At 68.4% G+C, this 15,459-nt stretch carries 11 protein-coding genes; 7 read left to right on the top strand and 4 right to left on the bottom strand.

The genetic code is table 11. The annotated features are described in order from the left end of the window. The first annotated feature begins 306 nt into the window (after positions 1-306). The 6 genes from LY40_RS13560 to murQ all read left to right on the top strand — a co-directional run bounded on the left by LY40_RS13560 (position 307) and on the right by murQ (position 9,537). Positions 307-1,131: an HAD family hydrolase gene (locus LY40_RS13560; protein WP_183782294.1), complete on the top strand. Its 825-nt coding sequence runs from the start codon at positions 307-309 to the stop codon at positions 1,129-1,131. A gap of 1,224 nt (positions 1,132-2,355) precedes the next feature. Next, positions 2,356-4,200, top strand: coding sequence for a glycoside hydrolase family 3 protein (locus LY40_RS13555; RefSeq protein ID WP_258937054.1), 1,845 nt, complete (start codon positions 2,356-2,358; stop codon positions 4,198-4,200). A 4-nt stretch (positions 4,201-4,204) separates the two neighbouring features. After that, positions 4,205-5,503 (top strand): exo-beta-N-acetylmuramidase NamZ family protein, encoded by a 1,299-nt coding sequence (locus LY40_RS13550; protein ID WP_183782291.1) that lies wholly within the window; start codon positions 4,205-4,207, stop codon positions 5,501-5,503. Positions 5,504-5,537: 34 nt separating this feature from the next. Continuing rightward, a complete protein-coding gene (locus LY40_RS13545) occupies positions 5,538-6,974 on the top strand; it encodes a serine hydrolase domain-containing protein (RefSeq protein ID WP_258937053.1) in 1,437 nt (478 codons plus the stop codon). A gap of 617 nt (positions 6,975-7,591) precedes the next feature. After that, positions 7,592-8,536 carry a MurR/RpiR family transcriptional regulator gene (locus tag LY40_RS13540; protein WP_183782286.1) on the top strand — a complete coding sequence of 315 codons (945 nt, stop codon included), beginning with the start codon at positions 7,592-7,594 and terminating at the stop codon, positions 8,534-8,536. Between the two features lie 47 nt (positions 8,537-8,583). Next, on the top strand, positions 8,584-9,537 hold the full coding sequence (gene murQ, locus LY40_RS13535; protein WP_183782283.1) for an N-acetylmuramic acid 6-phosphate etherase: 954 nt from the start codon (positions 8,584-8,586) through the stop codon (positions 9,535-9,537). A gap of 108 nt (positions 9,538-9,645) precedes the next feature. Here the strand turns inward: murQ and LY40_RS13530 are convergent, their stop codons facing one another. After that, positions 9,646-10,389: a Fic family protein gene (locus LY40_RS13530; protein ID WP_258937052.1), complete on the bottom strand. Its 744-nt coding sequence runs from the start codon at positions 10,387-10,389 to the stop codon at positions 9,646-9,648. After that, complete coding sequence (locus LY40_RS13525; RefSeq protein WP_183782277.1) at positions 10,386-10,892, bottom strand: phosphoribosyltransferase; 507 nt, start codon at positions 10,890-10,892, stop codon at positions 10,386-10,388. The genes LY40_RS13530 and LY40_RS13525 overlap by 4 nt, the downstream gene beginning before the upstream one ends. 208 nt (positions 10,893-11,100) lie before the next feature. Here LY40_RS13525 and acs point away from each other — a divergent pair, with 208 nt between their 5' ends. Beyond that, positions 11,101-13,083 carry an acetate--CoA ligase gene (gene acs, locus LY40_RS13520; RefSeq protein WP_258937051.1) on the top strand — a complete coding sequence of 661 codons (1,983 nt, stop codon included), beginning with the start codon at positions 11,101-11,103 and terminating at the stop codon, positions 13,081-13,083. 91 nt (positions 13,084-13,174) lie between these two features. On the opposite strand, the gene LY40_RS13515 is transcribed toward acs, so the two are convergent. Both LY40_RS13515 and ldt-CoaP read right to left on the bottom strand, forming a co-directional pair. Continuing rightward, positions 13,175-13,987, bottom strand: coding sequence for a choice-of-anchor P family protein (locus LY40_RS13515; protein WP_258937050.1), 813 nt, complete (start codon positions 13,985-13,987; stop codon positions 13,175-13,177). An 89-nt stretch (positions 13,988-14,076) separates the two neighbouring features. After that, the gene (gene ldt-CoaP / locus LY40_RS13510) at positions 14,077-14,868 is read right to left on the bottom strand and encodes a L,D-transpeptidase (RefSeq protein ID WP_258937049.1); all 792 of its coding nucleotides are present in this window, start codon (positions 14,866-14,868) and stop codon (positions 14,077-14,079) included. Positions 14,869-15,459 lie beyond the last annotated feature (591 nt).

Below are 15,459 nucleotides of genomic sequence, written 5' to 3'. Positions count from 1 at the left end.
GGTCGTTGTGGATAACTCAGCGGTAACCGGAAAAGCGCGAGGCGAGTTCGGGGAGGCGGCCCCCGCCAGGGGGAGGGAAACGGGGACCGCCCGGGCTCGGCCGGGGGTGAGCCGAGCCGTATCCGGGAGCGATACCGGACTACTTTCAGGATAGCTCCGCCCTTCTGTCCGAAACTCGTTCTGAACAGGCAATTCGATAACAGATGGGTCGCGGGTCCCGTGCCACGGACCGGGCCGGTGAAGCGTCGGGATCCGGCGCAGGTGCGCCCGTCCCGCACGCCCTTGTCGATCACATATCGTGAACGCGTGGCCGACTCCGGGAACTCCCCAGCCTGCGGCGTCGCAGCGTTCTTCGATCTCGACAAGACGATCATCGCTTCCTCGAGCGCACTCGCGTTCGGCAGACCGCTCATGCGCGAAGGGATGATCAGCCGCCGTACGGCCCTCAAGAGTGCATACGCCCAGTTCGTGTTCTCCCTGTCCGGCGCCGACGAGGAGCGCACCGAACGCCTCAGGGCCGAGATCTCGGCGCTGTGTCGCGGCTGGGACGTGGCACAACTGCGCGCGATCGTGGCCGAGACGCTGCACGACGTCGTGACGCCGCTCGTCTACGCCGAGGCCGAAGCTCTGATCGCCGCACACAAGGCGCAGGGACACGACGTGATCGTGTTGTCGGCGGCCGGCGACGAGGTGGTCACGCCGATCGCTGCGATGCTCGGCGCGGACCACAGCGTCGGTACCCGTATGAGCATCGTGGCCGGCCACTATTCCGGCGAGATCGACTTCTACTGCTACGGCGAACAGAAAGCGGTCGCGGCACGCCACCTCGCGGCAGAACGGGGCTACGACCTCACCCACTGCCACGCCTACAGCGATTCGAGCACCGACGTCCCGCTGCTGGAGGCCGTCGGGCATCCGCACGCGGTCAACCCGGACCGCACGCTGCGCCGGATCGCCACGGAGCGAACATGGGAGATCCACACCTTCGACAAACCGGTGTCGATCCGGTCGAGGATGACAGTGCGCACCAACGTGCTCGCGGGGGTCGGCCTCGGACTGGGGATCGCCGCAGTCGCCGGAACCGCAGCCTACGGACTGTCCAGGCGGACGGGTGGACGACCGCCCGCATGACATCCGAGGCGACCACGACGGTGGAAACCGGAGAAGAGCCGCTCAGGCGACGTCAACACCCGTCCGGCGGCTGACTTTCCCATCACACCAGGGAAACCCACGTCACGCGCATATCCGGCCACAATCTGTACCGGTGCACCCGAAATACCCCTTGAAGTGAGCTGCATCACTGAGTACAACTGGAGGTGCGGACGTCGAACCGGCCAGGGATCCGGCGAAGATAAGCCCGATCCACCCCGATCGATCTCCGTGCGCGAGTACCGGGTACCCACGCTGGGCACGCCGCGTAAGGCTTCGTCGCCGTGGGACTGCGTCACCGGGACGCCGGACGCCTAGTACCCCAAAAGATGCGACACACGTTGCAGCTTGGTCGCCCAGGCGCTCGCGCGAGGTGAGGCCCGTCGACATCGTCGGCGGGCCACACCTGTGTGCACCACGTGCATCCGACCCCACCCACCGCGCCCAGTGTGTCGTGGTGCTGTGTGTCGTGGTGCTGCGTGTCGCGCCGCTGCGTGTCGTGACATGTCGCGGCGCTGTGTGTCGTGACATGTCGCGGCGCTGTGTGTCGTGACCTGAGCGCCGCGCCACCCCTCCCGCGCCGGCCGACCGGCGCCCTGCCTGTTCGCGCCCTGCCTGTTCGCGCCCTGCCTGTTCGCGCCCTGCCTGTTCGCGCCCTGCCTGTTCGCGCCCTGCCTGTTCGCGCCCTGCCTGTCGGCGCAGCCTCGCAGCCTCGTTCGCGCCCGGTCTGCGGCGCCTGCCGGCCCGCGCAGCGCGCCCTGTGCAGGTCCGTGCTCCCAGTGCTGCGCCGCGCACCTGGTGCCCGGCCGTACACCGGGCGACCTGTGCCGAGCCCGCACCTCCCTCTTCCGCACCCCGCGCCGCCGGATCCGCCTCGGACCGAAAGCAGCCCGCACCGCACCGAAGGCGGCCCGAGTCGGTCACCGATTCTGCTTCCCGTCGATACCGCAGCACGCCGTTCGCGCGATCAGCGCGGCGCCGAGGCCCGCCACGCTTCCGTGGTTGTGAACGAGTCCGCGAATGGCGGATTCCGTTCCCCCATCGGCATGTCATGAGTGGACCGTTCCTGCCGTTTTCCGGAAGGAACGGTCCATTCGTGACGGTGCGCGACGTTCGTCCATTGACGGGCCTATCGTGCTCGCCTAGCTTTCCGGTGCCGACGCTTTCGTGGATTTCCCACATCCACACGCTCACTGGAGGGATTTCGTGACAAAACCTGCTTCCCCGCGCAGGAGGAACAGCTATGCCGCTGCCACGCTCACGGGACTGCTCGTCGTCACCGGCGGTGTCGGTGCATCCGCCGCAGGCTCCGAGGTCTCCGCGAACCCTCCGGCACAGGCCGGTCCGGACAGCACCGTGAGCTGGGCCGAACGCACACTGCGCGACATGACGCTCGAGCAGAAGGTGGGGCAGCTGTTCGTCGCCGACGTCTGGGGACAGGCGCCGAACGAGAAGCACGCGGGCAACCAGGAGAAGTACGGCGTGGACACGCCGTCCGACGTCGTCCGCAAGTACCAGCCGGGCGGAGTCATCTACTTCAATCACGGCGGCACGGACAACATCGAGCGCCCGAAACAGGTCGCGAAGCTGTCCAACGGTCTCCAGCGGGCGGCGCTCGCCACGGATTCCGGCGTGCCACTGATCGTCTCGGTGGACCAGGAAGGCGGGCGCGTGACGCGCGTGGGTGAGCCCGCGACGGAGCAGCCGAGCCCGATGGCACTCGGCGCGGGCCGCGACACCGAGGCCGCGAAGGCCACTGCAGCCGTCACCGGCTCCGAGCTGCGCGCCATGGGCATCAACCAGGACTTCGCGCCGGTCGCCGACGTCAACTCCAACCCTGCGAACCCGATCATCGGTTCGCGGTCCTTCTCCGCGGACCCTCAGCTGGCGAGCGACTTCGTGAGCGCGCAGGTCCACGGATACCAGGACTCGGGCAGCGATACGGCGACCGTCTCGAGTTCGGCCAAACACTTCCCGGGGCACGGCGACGCGGCGACCGACAGCCACACCAGCCTGCCGACGATCGACCGCACCGAGCAGGAATGGCGCGAGATCGACCTGCCGCCGTTCAAGGCGGCCGTCGACGCGGGCATCGACTCGATCATGACCGCGCACATCCGGGTGCCCAGCCTCGACCCGTCGGGGGAGCCGGCCACGCTGTCGAAACCGATCATGACCGGCCTGCTGCGCGAGGAACTCGGCTACGACGGCGTCGTCGTCACAGACTCGCTGCAGATGCAGGGCGTCCGGGAGATGCACCCCGACAGTGAGATCCCGGTACTTGCACTCGAAGCGGGTGTCGACCAGATGCTGATGCCGCCGGACCTCGACGTCGCCGTCAACGGCGTGCTGGACGCAGTGAACAACGGCCGCATCACCGAAGAGCGCATCGACAAGAGCGTGCTGCGCATTCTCGAACTGAAGGCCGAGCGCGGCATTCCCGAAGCGCCGATGGTCAACGTCGGTGCCGTGGACAAGAAGGTCGGCACGCCGGCCAACCGCGAAACGGTGCAGGCCGCCACGGACAAGGCGCCGACGCTGCTGCGCAACGACGACGAGGTGCTGCCACTGACCGGCCAGGGCAAGACGCTGGTGACCGGCTGGAACAACCTCGACTACCCCGGTTACCCGGCCCGTCCGGTCGAGTCGCTCGCCTCGAAACTCGGCGATTCGGCCACGGCGCTGCCGACCGGCGCCGAACCCGACGAGGCGACGATCCGGCGTGCAGTGAACGCAGCGGGTGACGCCGACACGGTCGTCGTCCTCACGAACGGACTCTCGGGTGATGCGGCGCAACGTGACCTGCTGCACGAGTTGTTGGCCACGGACGCGAACGTCGTGGCAGTCTCGGTCCAGGAGCCCTACGACCCCGGCTACGTCGACGTCCCGACATGGCTCGCCACATACGACTGGCGGGACGTTTCCATGACCTCACTCGCGCAGGTGCTGCTCGGCCAGCAGGCCCCGCAAGGCAAGTTGCCGGTGACGATTCCGGCCGGGGACGACCCCGACACGACCCGCTACCCCTTCGGCCACGGTCTGACCTGGTGATGACATGCCTTTGAACCGACGCACGTTCCTGACCGCGAGCGCCCTCGCGACACCCCTGCTGACCTCGGGGTCCCAGCTCGCATCCGCGGCCCCGCGCCCGGGTACGGCAGGCGACGCCGCCGGCCGGTCCGGCCCCGTCCCGGGGCGCGCCGTGCGGCCCGGCGCCGACGTTCTCGCCGACGACGGTTGGAAGCGCCTCGCCGGACGCAAGGTGGGTGTGCTGTCCAATCCCACCGGCGTGCTGGTCAGTGGCGATCACATCGTCGATTCGCTGATCGCGGCGGGTGTCCGCCCGGTCGCCGCGTTCGGCCCGGAACACGGATTCCGGGGCAGCGCGCAGGCCGGCGGCTCCGAAGGTGACTACGAGGACCCTCGCACCGGTGTCCCCGTCTACGACGCCTACGGCGCCACGATCGACGAACTCGCCCGGATGTATCGCAAATCGGGTGTCGACACGGTCGTCTTCGACATCGCCGATGTGGGTTCCCGCTTCTACACCTACATCTGGGCGATGTACGAGGGCATGGCCGCGGCCGCACGGGTCGGGGTGGAGTTCGTCGTTCTCGACCGGCCCAACCCCATCGGGGGCTCGGCGTTCGGTCCGACGCTCGACCCGAAATTCAGCTCCGGCGTCGGACTGAAGCCGATCGTCCTGCAGCACGGCATGACGGCGGGCGAACTGGCGCGATTGTTCAACAACGAATTCCTGCCCGAGGACGGCGGAAAACTCGATAATCTGGACGTCATCGAGACTCGCGGCTGGAAACGTGATCGTTTGTTCTCGCAAACCGATCTTGTCTGGACGCCCCCGAGCCCGAACATGCCGACGCCGAACACCGCGCTGGCATACCCCGGCACCTGCCTTTTTGAGGGAACCGTGTTCTCGGAAGGGCGGGGCACCACGTCGCCGTTCGAGATCTTGGGCGCACCCGGGGTCGACTGGAAGTGGCGTGAAGCACTCCAGGAACAGAACCTTCCCGGTGTATCGTTCCGGGAAACGTACTTCGTGCCGACGTTCGGCAAATTCACCGACGAACAATGCGGTGGCGTTCAGCTGAACATCACCGACCCGCACGCGTTCGAGCCCATTCGCACGGGCATCGCCATGATCGTTACGGCGAAACGAGTGCACCCCAAGCTGTTCGGGTGGCGCGAGGACAACTTCATCGACAAACTCTTCGGTTCCGATCGCCTCCGCAGTATGGTGAACGCCGGCGCAGGCACCGACGAGATCATCGGTTCCTGGGCCGATGAGATCGACGGATTCCGCCGGAACCGGGAGCAGTATCTGATCTACCGGTAGGGGGATTACTCGCGTGCGAGGCAGAATCGTGGCGATGACGGCTGTCTTCGTCCTGACAAGCACGACCACCGCGGCGGCGGCGACACCGGACGAAGGCCGGTTCGACGGGCCGCGTACCGCGCTGTCGCCGACGGCGGGCGCGCTCGCTCACGCCAAGCCCAAGGACGCGGGCGTGGACCCGCGGCCCGTCCGCCAGGCGGAGCGCAGGCTGGCGGAGTTGACCGCGTCGGATGCCGTCGACGGCCACCCGATGTACTCGGGCGCCACCGGACTGCTCGCCCACGACGGCAAAGTCGTGGGCAAGTTCTCGGCGGGAGGCGCGGTGCGCTTCGACCGTGACGGCAACGAGCTGCCGCCGAACCAACAGGTTCGCATGCGCGAGAACACCATCTTCGACATGGCATCGGTCACCAAGCTGTTCACCTCGGTCGCGGTGATGCAGCTGGTCGAGCGCGGCGACGTCGAGCTGTCGGCACCCGTCGCGCGGTACCTGCCCGCGTTCGGGTCGAACGGCAAGGACTCGATCACCGTCGAGCAGCTGCTGACCCACACGTCGGGACTGCAGGCCACGATGCCGCTGTGGGAGGACTACCCGGACCGCACCTCGCGCATCGGCGCGGTCCTCTCGGCCGAGCCCGTGAACGAACCGGGAACCGAGTACGAGTACTCCGATCTGAACCTGATCACCCTCGGCGAACTCGTCGGCAAGCTCACCGGTAAGCGGCTCGACCACTACGTTCACGACAACATCACGGCCCCGCTCGGGATGACCGACACGGGGTTCAACCCGCCGGCCTCGGAGCGGGACCGCATCGCGGCGACGGAGTACCAGTCCGAGCCGGATCGCGGCATGATCCGCGGTGTCGTACACGACGAGAACGCCTGGTCGCTCGACGGCGTCGCCGGTCACGCCGGCATCTTCTCGACCGTCCGCGACATGGGTGTACTCGGGCAGGCGCTGCTGAACGGCGGCGTCTACGGCGGTGAGCGGATCCTGAAGGAACGCAGCGTTCGCGACATGCTCACGAACCGCAACCAGGAGTTCCCCGACCACGCTCACGGGCTCGGATTCGAACTCGACCAGGACTGGTACATGGGTGAACTGTCGTCACCCGTCACCGCAGGCCACACGGGTTACACGGGCACGTCGTTCGTGATCGACCCGAGTTCGCAGTCGATGGCCATCCTGCTGACCAACCGGGTGCACCCGACTCGCGAGTGGGGTTCGATCAACGACGCTCGCGAAGGGTGGGCGACCGCCATGTCGCGGGCACTGAAGGCCAAGCCGAACGCCGGCGGAGGCTCGTGGTTCCGCACTCCGGGACAGGACGACAAGCCGGAGAACGGCAACGGCGGCGGCAAGTCCGGCAACGGCGGCGGCGCCGGCAACCCGGCGGGCTCCGGCGACGATGCGAAGTCGGACAACGGCGGGCTGCGGCCGAAGCCGGTCTCCCATCGACCCGGTTCGTAACCCAGGTCCCCGCACGAAGTCACGTCACCGAGGCGGCCCCGGGTGCAGTGCTGCACTGCACCCGGGGCCGCCTCGCGTTGTACGGGCGCCGACCGGCAACTCACGCGCATTACACGCGTCGACGCGTATCGCACCTCGGATATGGGCATCCATGGTGTTGAAGCGGCCGCCGGGCCGATGTGCCTGCGGCGGCGATTCGGCACCGGCGCCGAGTGACACCCGGTGCACATTCGAGGAGACAGTGATGACGGGCGATTGTTGGCCATTCACCAGCAGATTCACGACGTTCGATGTGGGCCACCCGGCCGCGTCGACCGCACGTGCCGCACGGGTGTGCAGACGCGCAGCGATCGTCACCACCCCACCGAAGAAACGTGCAAACCATACTGAATCGCTCTCTGCTACCGGCACATAGCCGCAGGTGACGTTGCCAAGTCGTTAAGACGCTGTGTCTAACGTCCCCTAGGCGGTTGGCGACTTTCTAAGCAACGATGGTTCGGACGGCCGGGTCGACGGGGGACGCGCCAGGGGCTGCAATCGACTGGAGGGTGTGGGTAACCTTGTCGCAGACGCCAGCAGTAAGGAATTTTCCAACGGGACCTGTAGGTGATGAACCTTTGCCGGACACTGCGGACGACCCCGTGGCCGCGACGGCTCCGGAATCGGCCGACCCGGACGGCAGCCCGCTGGTTCGCATCCGCTCACTGCTGCCGGGCCTCGCGAAGGCCGAACAGCGTGTCGCCAAGGTTGTCCTCGACGACCCGACGACCGTGTCCCGACGCAGCATCACCGAAGTCGCACTGGCGGCGAACACCAGCGAGACGACCGTCACCCGGTTCTGCAAGGCGATCGGCGTCGGCGGATACCCGCAGCTGCGCATCGCGCTCGCCGCGGACACGGCCCGCTCGGCGGCACGCACCCCGCAGGTACACGGCGGCGACATCTCCTACGACGACGATCTCGCCTCGATCGTCGGCAAGATCGGGTTCACCGATGCCAGGGCCGTCGAGGAGACCGCCGAACAGCTCGACGTCGACCGATTGCAGCAGGTCGTCGATGTGATGGCAGGCGCGGGCCGCGTCGACGTCTACGGCGTCGGTGCGAGCGCGTTCGTGGCCGCCGACCTGCAGCAGAAGCTGCATCGCATCGGAAGGGTGAGCTTCTCCTGGTCCGATACGCACATCATGTTGACGTCGGCAGCCGTGCTCGGCGAGGGCGACGTCGCCGTCGGCATCTCGCACTCGGGCGCGACGACCGACACCGTCGAGGCGCTGCGGGCGGCGAAGGAACACGGAGCGACGACGGTCGCGCTGACGAACTTCCCGCGTTCGCCGATCGCAGAGGTCGCCGACCACGTGCTCACCACCGCGGCACGGGAGACGACCTTCCGCTCGGGTGCCACCGCCAGCCGGATCGCCCAGCTGACGGTCATCGACTGCCTGTTCATCGGCATCGCGCAACAGCACATGGACGACGCCGTGAAGGCGCTCGACGCCACTCGCGACGCGGTCGGCACCCACAGGCTCGGTACCCGTCCCGACGGGCGGCGGCGCACCCGATGACAACCCGGCCGGCAAGAGGCCGGGTGAGGACTGAAACGGTGAGAAACATGGCATCCCGCACGACGAACGCGGGTCCGCAGCAGGTCGCGACGATCGCACACGTCGAATCGCCGACCGAGCAACGCAATCCGCGCACGACCGACATCGACCGGATGTCGACCCACGGCATCCTGTCGGCGATCAACGCCGAGGACGCGCAGGTCGCCGGTGCCGTGCAGAGTGTGCTCGATGTCCTCGCCACAGCGGTCGACCATGCGGTTGCGGCGTTGCGTGGCGGCGGCAGGGTGCACTACGTGGGCGCGGGCACGTCGGGCAGGCTCGCGGTGCTCGACGCCGCCGAACTGGTGCCGACCTACAACGTTCCCTCCGACTGGTTCGTCGCCCACCACGCAGGGGGCGAACGTGCGCTCCGGCTGCCCGTGGAGAACGCCGAGGACGACGAGTCGGCGGGTGCCGCCGAGATCGCGGAGTCCGTCGCTCCGGGCGATTTCGTATTGGGCCTGACCGCTTCGGGGCGCACACCGTACGTACTCGGCGCCCTCAAGGAGGCCAAGCGACTCGGCGCGCACACGGGGCTGGTGTCGGACAATCCGTCCGCGCCGGTGCCCGCCGAGGTCGACGTGCCGATCGTCGTGGACACGGGCCCCGAAGCCGTGGCCGGGTCTACCCGGATGAAGGCGGGCACGGCGCAGAAGATGGTGCTGACCGCGTTCTCCACGGCCACGATGGTCAAGCTCGGCCGGACCTACTCGAATCTCATGGTCGGCATGCTCGCCACGAACGCGAAGTTGCGCGGTCGTACGCTGCGCATTCTCGGCGAGGCGACCGGTGCGGCCGAGCAGGAGTGCGACGAGGCGCTGACCAGGGCCGACGGCGACCTCAAGGTGGCGCTCGTCCACCTGCTCGGCGACGTCGACGTCACGACCGCGGCCAACGCGCTCGACCACAACGGCGGGCACGTCCGCGACGCACTCGACGAGATCCGCCCCCGCGCGTCCTGAGTCGCCGCCCCGACCACGAGGAGCCCTGCCGCACGTCCGCCGGCCGCACCCGCTCACCCGATACCCGGACACCCGGCCCGGCCGGCACTCCGCAGGCGGGGCCGACTCTCAGGCGGCGGCGTCGGCGATGCTCTGTGCTTCGCGGGCGCCCGCTTCGAACGCCGCGCAGCAGAACAGCAGCCAGTCCCGCACGCCGTCGGGCTCTCCGGAGGCGAACGCGGCCGCCGTCTCGGCATACCGTTCCTGCCTGCGGAAACAGGCGACCTCGGGCACGGTGAGCGACTTCGGATCGAGGCCGCTCGCCACCATCGTCAGCCGTGCGGCCGCGCGCGCGACCACACCGTCGGCGCTGCCGAACGCCCGCAGCGTCAGCAGTTCGCCGTGGACGACGGCCGTGAGCACCGCCGCGGGCACCTTCGTTCCGCCGGTGACGAGCTGGCCGAGCAGCTCCAGCCGCGGCGACGCCGCGGGATCGGGCCTGCCCAGCGCATCGGGATCGGACGTCAGGTCCGCCGCGGCAAGGACATGGATCCTGGCGAGCGCCTGCATCGGGGCGCGGCGCCACGTCGGCAGGAGCGTCTCGGTCGCCTTCGCCACCCGCAGCGCACCGGCAAGCACCGGATCGCGCACCTCGCCCTCGTCGGGGATCTCCGGGTCGACACCCTCGACGCCCGCCGAGGAGCGCGCGGCGCGCACCGAGGCCTCGGCGGCGGTCGCCGAGCCCTCGCGCAGGTTCACGCCGTACCGGTGGACGGCGAACACCGCGTCCTGGGCCGATTTCGCCGCCTCGGCGACCCCGTCGAGTTCGACGAGTGGCGCGAGCGGGTCTCCAGCTGCAGCCGGCTGACTCATGCGTCCAGCACCTGACCTTCCCTCGTCACAACGGGCGGTTCGGTCGACCACGGGAAGTTGATCCATCGGTCGGTCCGCCGCCACACGTAGTCGCACGCCACCGTCGACACGGGTTTCTCGTACACGACGGCGCAGCGCACCTCCGCCACCTCGTCGGCACAGAAGTCGCGCACCAGTTTCAGCGTCGCACCGGTGTCGGCGACGTCGTCGGCCACCAGCACCTTCGCACCCGCCAGGTCCACGGCGTTCGGGACCGGCGGCAGCATCACCGGCAGGTCGAGTCGCTCGTCGACGCCCGTGTAGAACTCGACGTTCATGACGTGCAGGTTCTTCACGTCGAGCGCGTACCCGAGCGCGCCGGCCACGAACAGGCCTCCGCGGGCGATCGACAGGATCAGATCGGGCCGGAACCCGCTGTCGGCCACCGCCGTGGCGAGCTCACGGCTCGCCGCCCCGAACAGATCCCATGTGAGCACCTCACGCTCCGGCTCACTCTCGGCCACTGTCCATCCTCCCGCGTCGCTTGCACACTCCGGCGAGCATATGCGCCGACCGTTCGTCAGCCGCTCATCGCCCAGGGCGCCCGCAACGAGCGCGGGGCCTTGTGGGTGGGCGAACGTGGCTGCAACCTGTCTCGTGCGGTACTAACTTCACAGGCAGGCGCAGGAACGACGACGCGTGCGCCTGAGCAACGACCAGGAGGCCTTGCAGATGACGACAGAGCAGTCGCCGGCACTCGACAACCTGTTGACCGAGAGCCGGAGTTTCCCTCCGAGCCCGGAGTTCGCGGCGGCGGCCAACGCGACGGCTGAGTGGTACTCGGAGGCCGACGCCGACCGCGAGGCGTTCTGGGCGAAGCAGGCCGAACGCCTGCACTGGAACACGAAGTGGACGCAGGTCGTGGACTGGTCGGACGCCCCGTTCGCCAAGTGGTTCGTCAGCGGCAAGCTCAACGTGGCGTACAACTGTGTCGACCGGCACGTCGAGGCGGGCCACGGCGACCAGACGGCCATCCACTGGATCGGCGAGCCGGGCGACACGCGCGACATCACGTACTCCCAGCTCAAGGACGAGGTGTCGAAGGCAGCGAACGCGCTGACCTCGCTCGGCGTCACCGCCGGTGACCGGGTGGCGATCCAGCTGCAGATGATCCCGGAGGCGATCGTCGCGATGCTGGCGTGCGCCCGGATCGGCGCGCTGCACAGCGTGGTCTTCGGCGGGTTCTCGCCGAGCGCGCTGCGCCAGCGGGTGGACGACGCCGAGGCCAAGGTAGTCATCACCTCGGACGGGCAGTACCGCCGAGGCAAGGCGGCACCGATGAAGGCGAACGTCGACGAGGCGCTCGACGGCGCGGCCAGCGTCGAGAAGGTCATCGTGGTCCGGCGCACCGGCAGTGATCTCGAGGACGACGCGCCGTGGACCGAGGGCCGCGACGTCTGGTGGGACGAGCTGGTCGGCTCCCAGTCCGCCGAGCACAAGCCCGAGGCGTTCGACTCGGAGCACCCGCTGTACATCCTGTACACCTCGGGCACGACGGGTAAGCCGAAGGGGATCCTGCACACGTCGGGCGGCTATCTGACGCAGGCGGCCTACACGCACAACGCGGTGTTCGACCACAAGCCGGGCGAGGACGTCTACTGGTGCACGGCCGACATCGGCTGGGTCACCGGCCACTCGTACATCGTGTACGGCCCGCTCGCGAACCGTGCGACGCAGGTCGTCTACGAGGGCACGCCGAACACCCCGCACGAGGGCCGGCACTGGGAGATCATCCAGAACTACAAGGTGTCGATCTACTACACGGCGCCGACGCTGATCCGCACGTTCATGAAGTGGGGCGCCGAGATCCCGGCGGGTTATGACCTGTCGTCGCTGCGACTGCTCGGCTCGGTGGGTGAGCCGATCAACCCCGAAGCATGGATGTGGTTCCGCGAGAACATCGGCGGCGGCAACTGCCCGATCGTCGACACGTGGTGGCAGACCGAGACGGGCGCGATCATGATCTCGCCACTGCCCGGGGTCACGCACGCCAAGCCGGGTTCGGCGCAGCAGCCGCTGCCGGGCATCTCGGCGAAGGTGGTCGACGACGCGGGCCAGCAGGTCGGCAACGGTGGCGGCGGCTACCTGGTGCTGGACAAGCCGTGGCCGTCGATGCTGCGCGGCATCTGGGGTGACGACCAGCGATTCAAGGACACGTACTGGTCGCGGTTCGCCGATCAGGGCTACTACTTCGCGGGCGACGGCGCGAAGTACGACAACGACGGCGACATCTGGCTGCTGGGCCGGGTCGACGACGTCATGAACGTCTCCGGTCACCGCATCTCCACCACGGAGGTCGAGTCGGCGCTCGTGTCGCACCCGACGGTGGCCGAGGCCGCGGTGGTCGGTGCGAGCGACTCGACGACGGGCCAGGGCATCGTGGCGTTCGTGATCCTGCGCGGTGACGCGGCACAGGCGGGCGACGAGGCGATCCAGGAGCTGCGCAACCACGTGGCGAAGGAGATCGGCCCGATCGCCAAGCCGCGACAGATCATGGTCGTGCCGGAGCTGCCGAAGACCCGTTCGGGCAAGATCATGCGTCGGCTGCTGCGCGACGTGGCCGAGAACCGCGAGGTCGGCGACGTCACCACGCTCGCCGACAGCTCGGTCATGGACCAGATCTCGAAGGGCCTCTCGTCCGGTTCGGACGACTGAGCCGACTCGGTCGCACACGAAAGCGGCCTCCACAGTGGATGTCCACTGTGGAGGCCGCTTTCTTATGTGCGGAGATCCCCTGGGGGATGTGTCAGCCGGTCACGTCCAGGTGGCCGGGCTGCGGGGTCGGAGCCGGGGCGGCACCGTCGGGGCCGGCCTCGTCGCCACCGTCACCGTTGTCGCCGCCGTCACCGTCGCCGCCGCCGCCGTTGCCGCCGTCGTCGCCGCCGTTGTCGCCGCCGTTGTCACCGTCGCCGCCACCGTTGTCGCCGTCGCCGCCGTCATCGCCGTCGTCGGCGGTGCAGGTCGCCGACGCGATGTCGATCGTCTGCCCGGCGACGTCCGACAGGCCCGGGACGCCTTCCAGCAGCTCGATGTGGACCGCCGTGACGGTGTTGTCGGTCTGCTGGTTCAGGGTGACCTGGGCGACGCCGCCGAGCTGCTCGGGCAGCACCGTCGTGTTCGGCTCGAGGTTGTTGATCGGGACTTCGTGCCCGGCGATGGTCAGCGTGGTGATGTTCGAGCTCATCTCGCCGTTGTCGCACTCGGCGCTGATGGTCCCGGTCGCCGCAACCAGGGGCGAACCGCCCGGGAGCTCCGGAAGGCCCTCGACGTCGCCGGGGAGGACGCTGAGGTTGGCAACATCCGCATACGCGTAGTTCGGGGACGCCTCGGCGTTGAGCACCGTCGCCGCGGCCAGACCCGGCACCTCGGTGCCGGCGACCGTCTCGGACCCCTCACCCTCGACGTACGGCGTCTTGGCGATGTCGATCAGGCCGCTGGCGGAGATGCCGAAAGCCGAGTCCTCGGTCTGCGCGAGCGCCGACGGCGCGAACATGACACCACCGACGAGGGCGGCGGACAGGACGCCTGCGCCGAGCGCGGCAGTCTTCTTCTTCGACAAGGAAGTACCTTTCGATTTCCGGTCGTGCATTCGGGTCGGGTTTCCGGGCGGGGGCCCGTTACCGGTGGGGCACTGCCGTGGGAGGGGCGTCAGACGACCTCGACGATCGTTCCCAACGGCAGCTTGACGAGCTCGTCCAGGGCCTCTTTCGTGACCCTGATGCAGCCGTCGCTGTTGGCCTTGCCAACGAAGCTGTTGTCCGGCCACGTGTGGATGCCGACGGTGCCGGGGCCACCGCCGTACGTCTCGTGCGACTCCGAGTGATAACTCAGTGGAAGCACGATGGGGCTGTAGTCGTTCACCTGCTCCTCGATGGAAGCGATGATGTACTGCCGCCCCGTCGGCGTCGGGTGCTCGTCCTTCCCGACCCCGATGGTCCATTCCCCGATCTGCTCACCCTTCTCGGTGATCTCGAGGGTGAAGTCGTCGCGGTGCACCGTGACGGCGAAGTCGTTGCGCGCCTCTTCGACCGTCTCGTCGGTGGTGTGGACCCAGCCGCTGGCGCCGTTCGGACGCGTGGGCAGCAGGATCTGCGCCCAGTCGCCCTTCTCTGCGATGACCGGGACCCACGTCGGCGACGAAATCTGCTTGGTGGGGAGCTTCGCGAACGGCTTACCGCTCGGTTTGTCGTACACCGCCACGGCCTGCTTCGGGTGCAGCACCGTTCCGGTGCCGTCCTTGCTCGCCGACGTGTCCCCCTTCGCGGGGTCGGCGGGAGCCTGCTCGAGATCGCCGTGGGTCGTGGCGTCCGGCAGCTTCGCGAGCTGCTCCTCGGTCACGGCCACCGGCTTGGTGTCCTGCCCGTCGCCGGCCGCGGAGTCACCGCCGCCGCACGCGGTCACGACGAGCGCGAGTACCGCCGCGCCAACAACGGCCGCCAATGAGCGAGGCCGCCTCCGGTACGCGGCCCCGAACCCGGCGGACACACCGGCGTCACGCCCGGCGGAACCGGGACGACCGGCGTTGCTACGCCTTTCCATCGATCACGTCCTGCAACTAGGCACACGAAGGTGCGAGGTGTGGAGCGTTCAGTGGTGCGTCGCCCACGCGATGTGCGACCGTCCCCGCAGACCCGCCCGTTGGCGCTCCTCGTACTCGAGCGCCCGGGCAGCCGGCTCCATCCGGCGCAACCCCAGTACGGCTCTCGCTACGTGCACAGGGGGTACCGGCGCACGGGGTTACTGTTCGCGTACGCGACGGTTCGCATTGTTATCCCCGCTGCAAGTTTCGATCAAATGCGTTGCTTATTTTCAATACGGCCCCGAGCTGCAACGATGAACTGTTTTCCCAGGGCACAGCCCGATCGAGGGATCACTCCATCGGGCTACGTATACGAGGTCTGTACCGGTTTGCCCCAGGAAGAGACACCGACGCGCCCTACGTATCCGAAAAGGCTTCACATCGCCATCCGGACACAACGGACGCGCACGCCACCTGGGCGTATGAGATCTGCACCACACTTTTCGGAATTT

Origin of the sequence: Prauserella salsuginis (assembly GCF_024648885.1) — a bacterium.
In the GTDB taxonomy this organism is placed as follows: Bacteria; Actinomycetota; Actinomycetes; order Mycobacteriales; family Pseudonocardiaceae; genus Prauserella; species Prauserella salsuginis.
This window is presented reverse-complemented; position numbering and strand designations above follow the sequence as displayed.

Coding starts and splice junctions, on each gene's coding strand:
- LY40_RS13550 (WP_183782291.1), top strand. CDS start 4,205: ATGCCTTTGAACCGACGCACGTTCCTGACCGCGAGCGCCCTCGCGACA.
- LY40_RS13545 (WP_258937053.1), top strand. CDS start 5,538: ATGACGGCTGTCTTCGTCCTGACAAGCACGACCACCGCGGCGGCGGCG.
- murQ (WP_183782283.1), top strand. CDS start 8,584: ATGGCATCCCGCACGACGAACGCGGGTCCGCAGCAGGTCGCGACGATC.
- LY40_RS13530 (WP_258937052.1), bottom strand. CDS start 10,389: ATGAGTCAGCCGGCTGCAGCTGGAGACCCGCTCGCGCCACTCGTCGAA.
- acs (WP_258937051.1), top strand. CDS start 11,101: ATGACGACAGAGCAGTCGCCGGCACTCGACAACCTGTTGACCGAGAGC.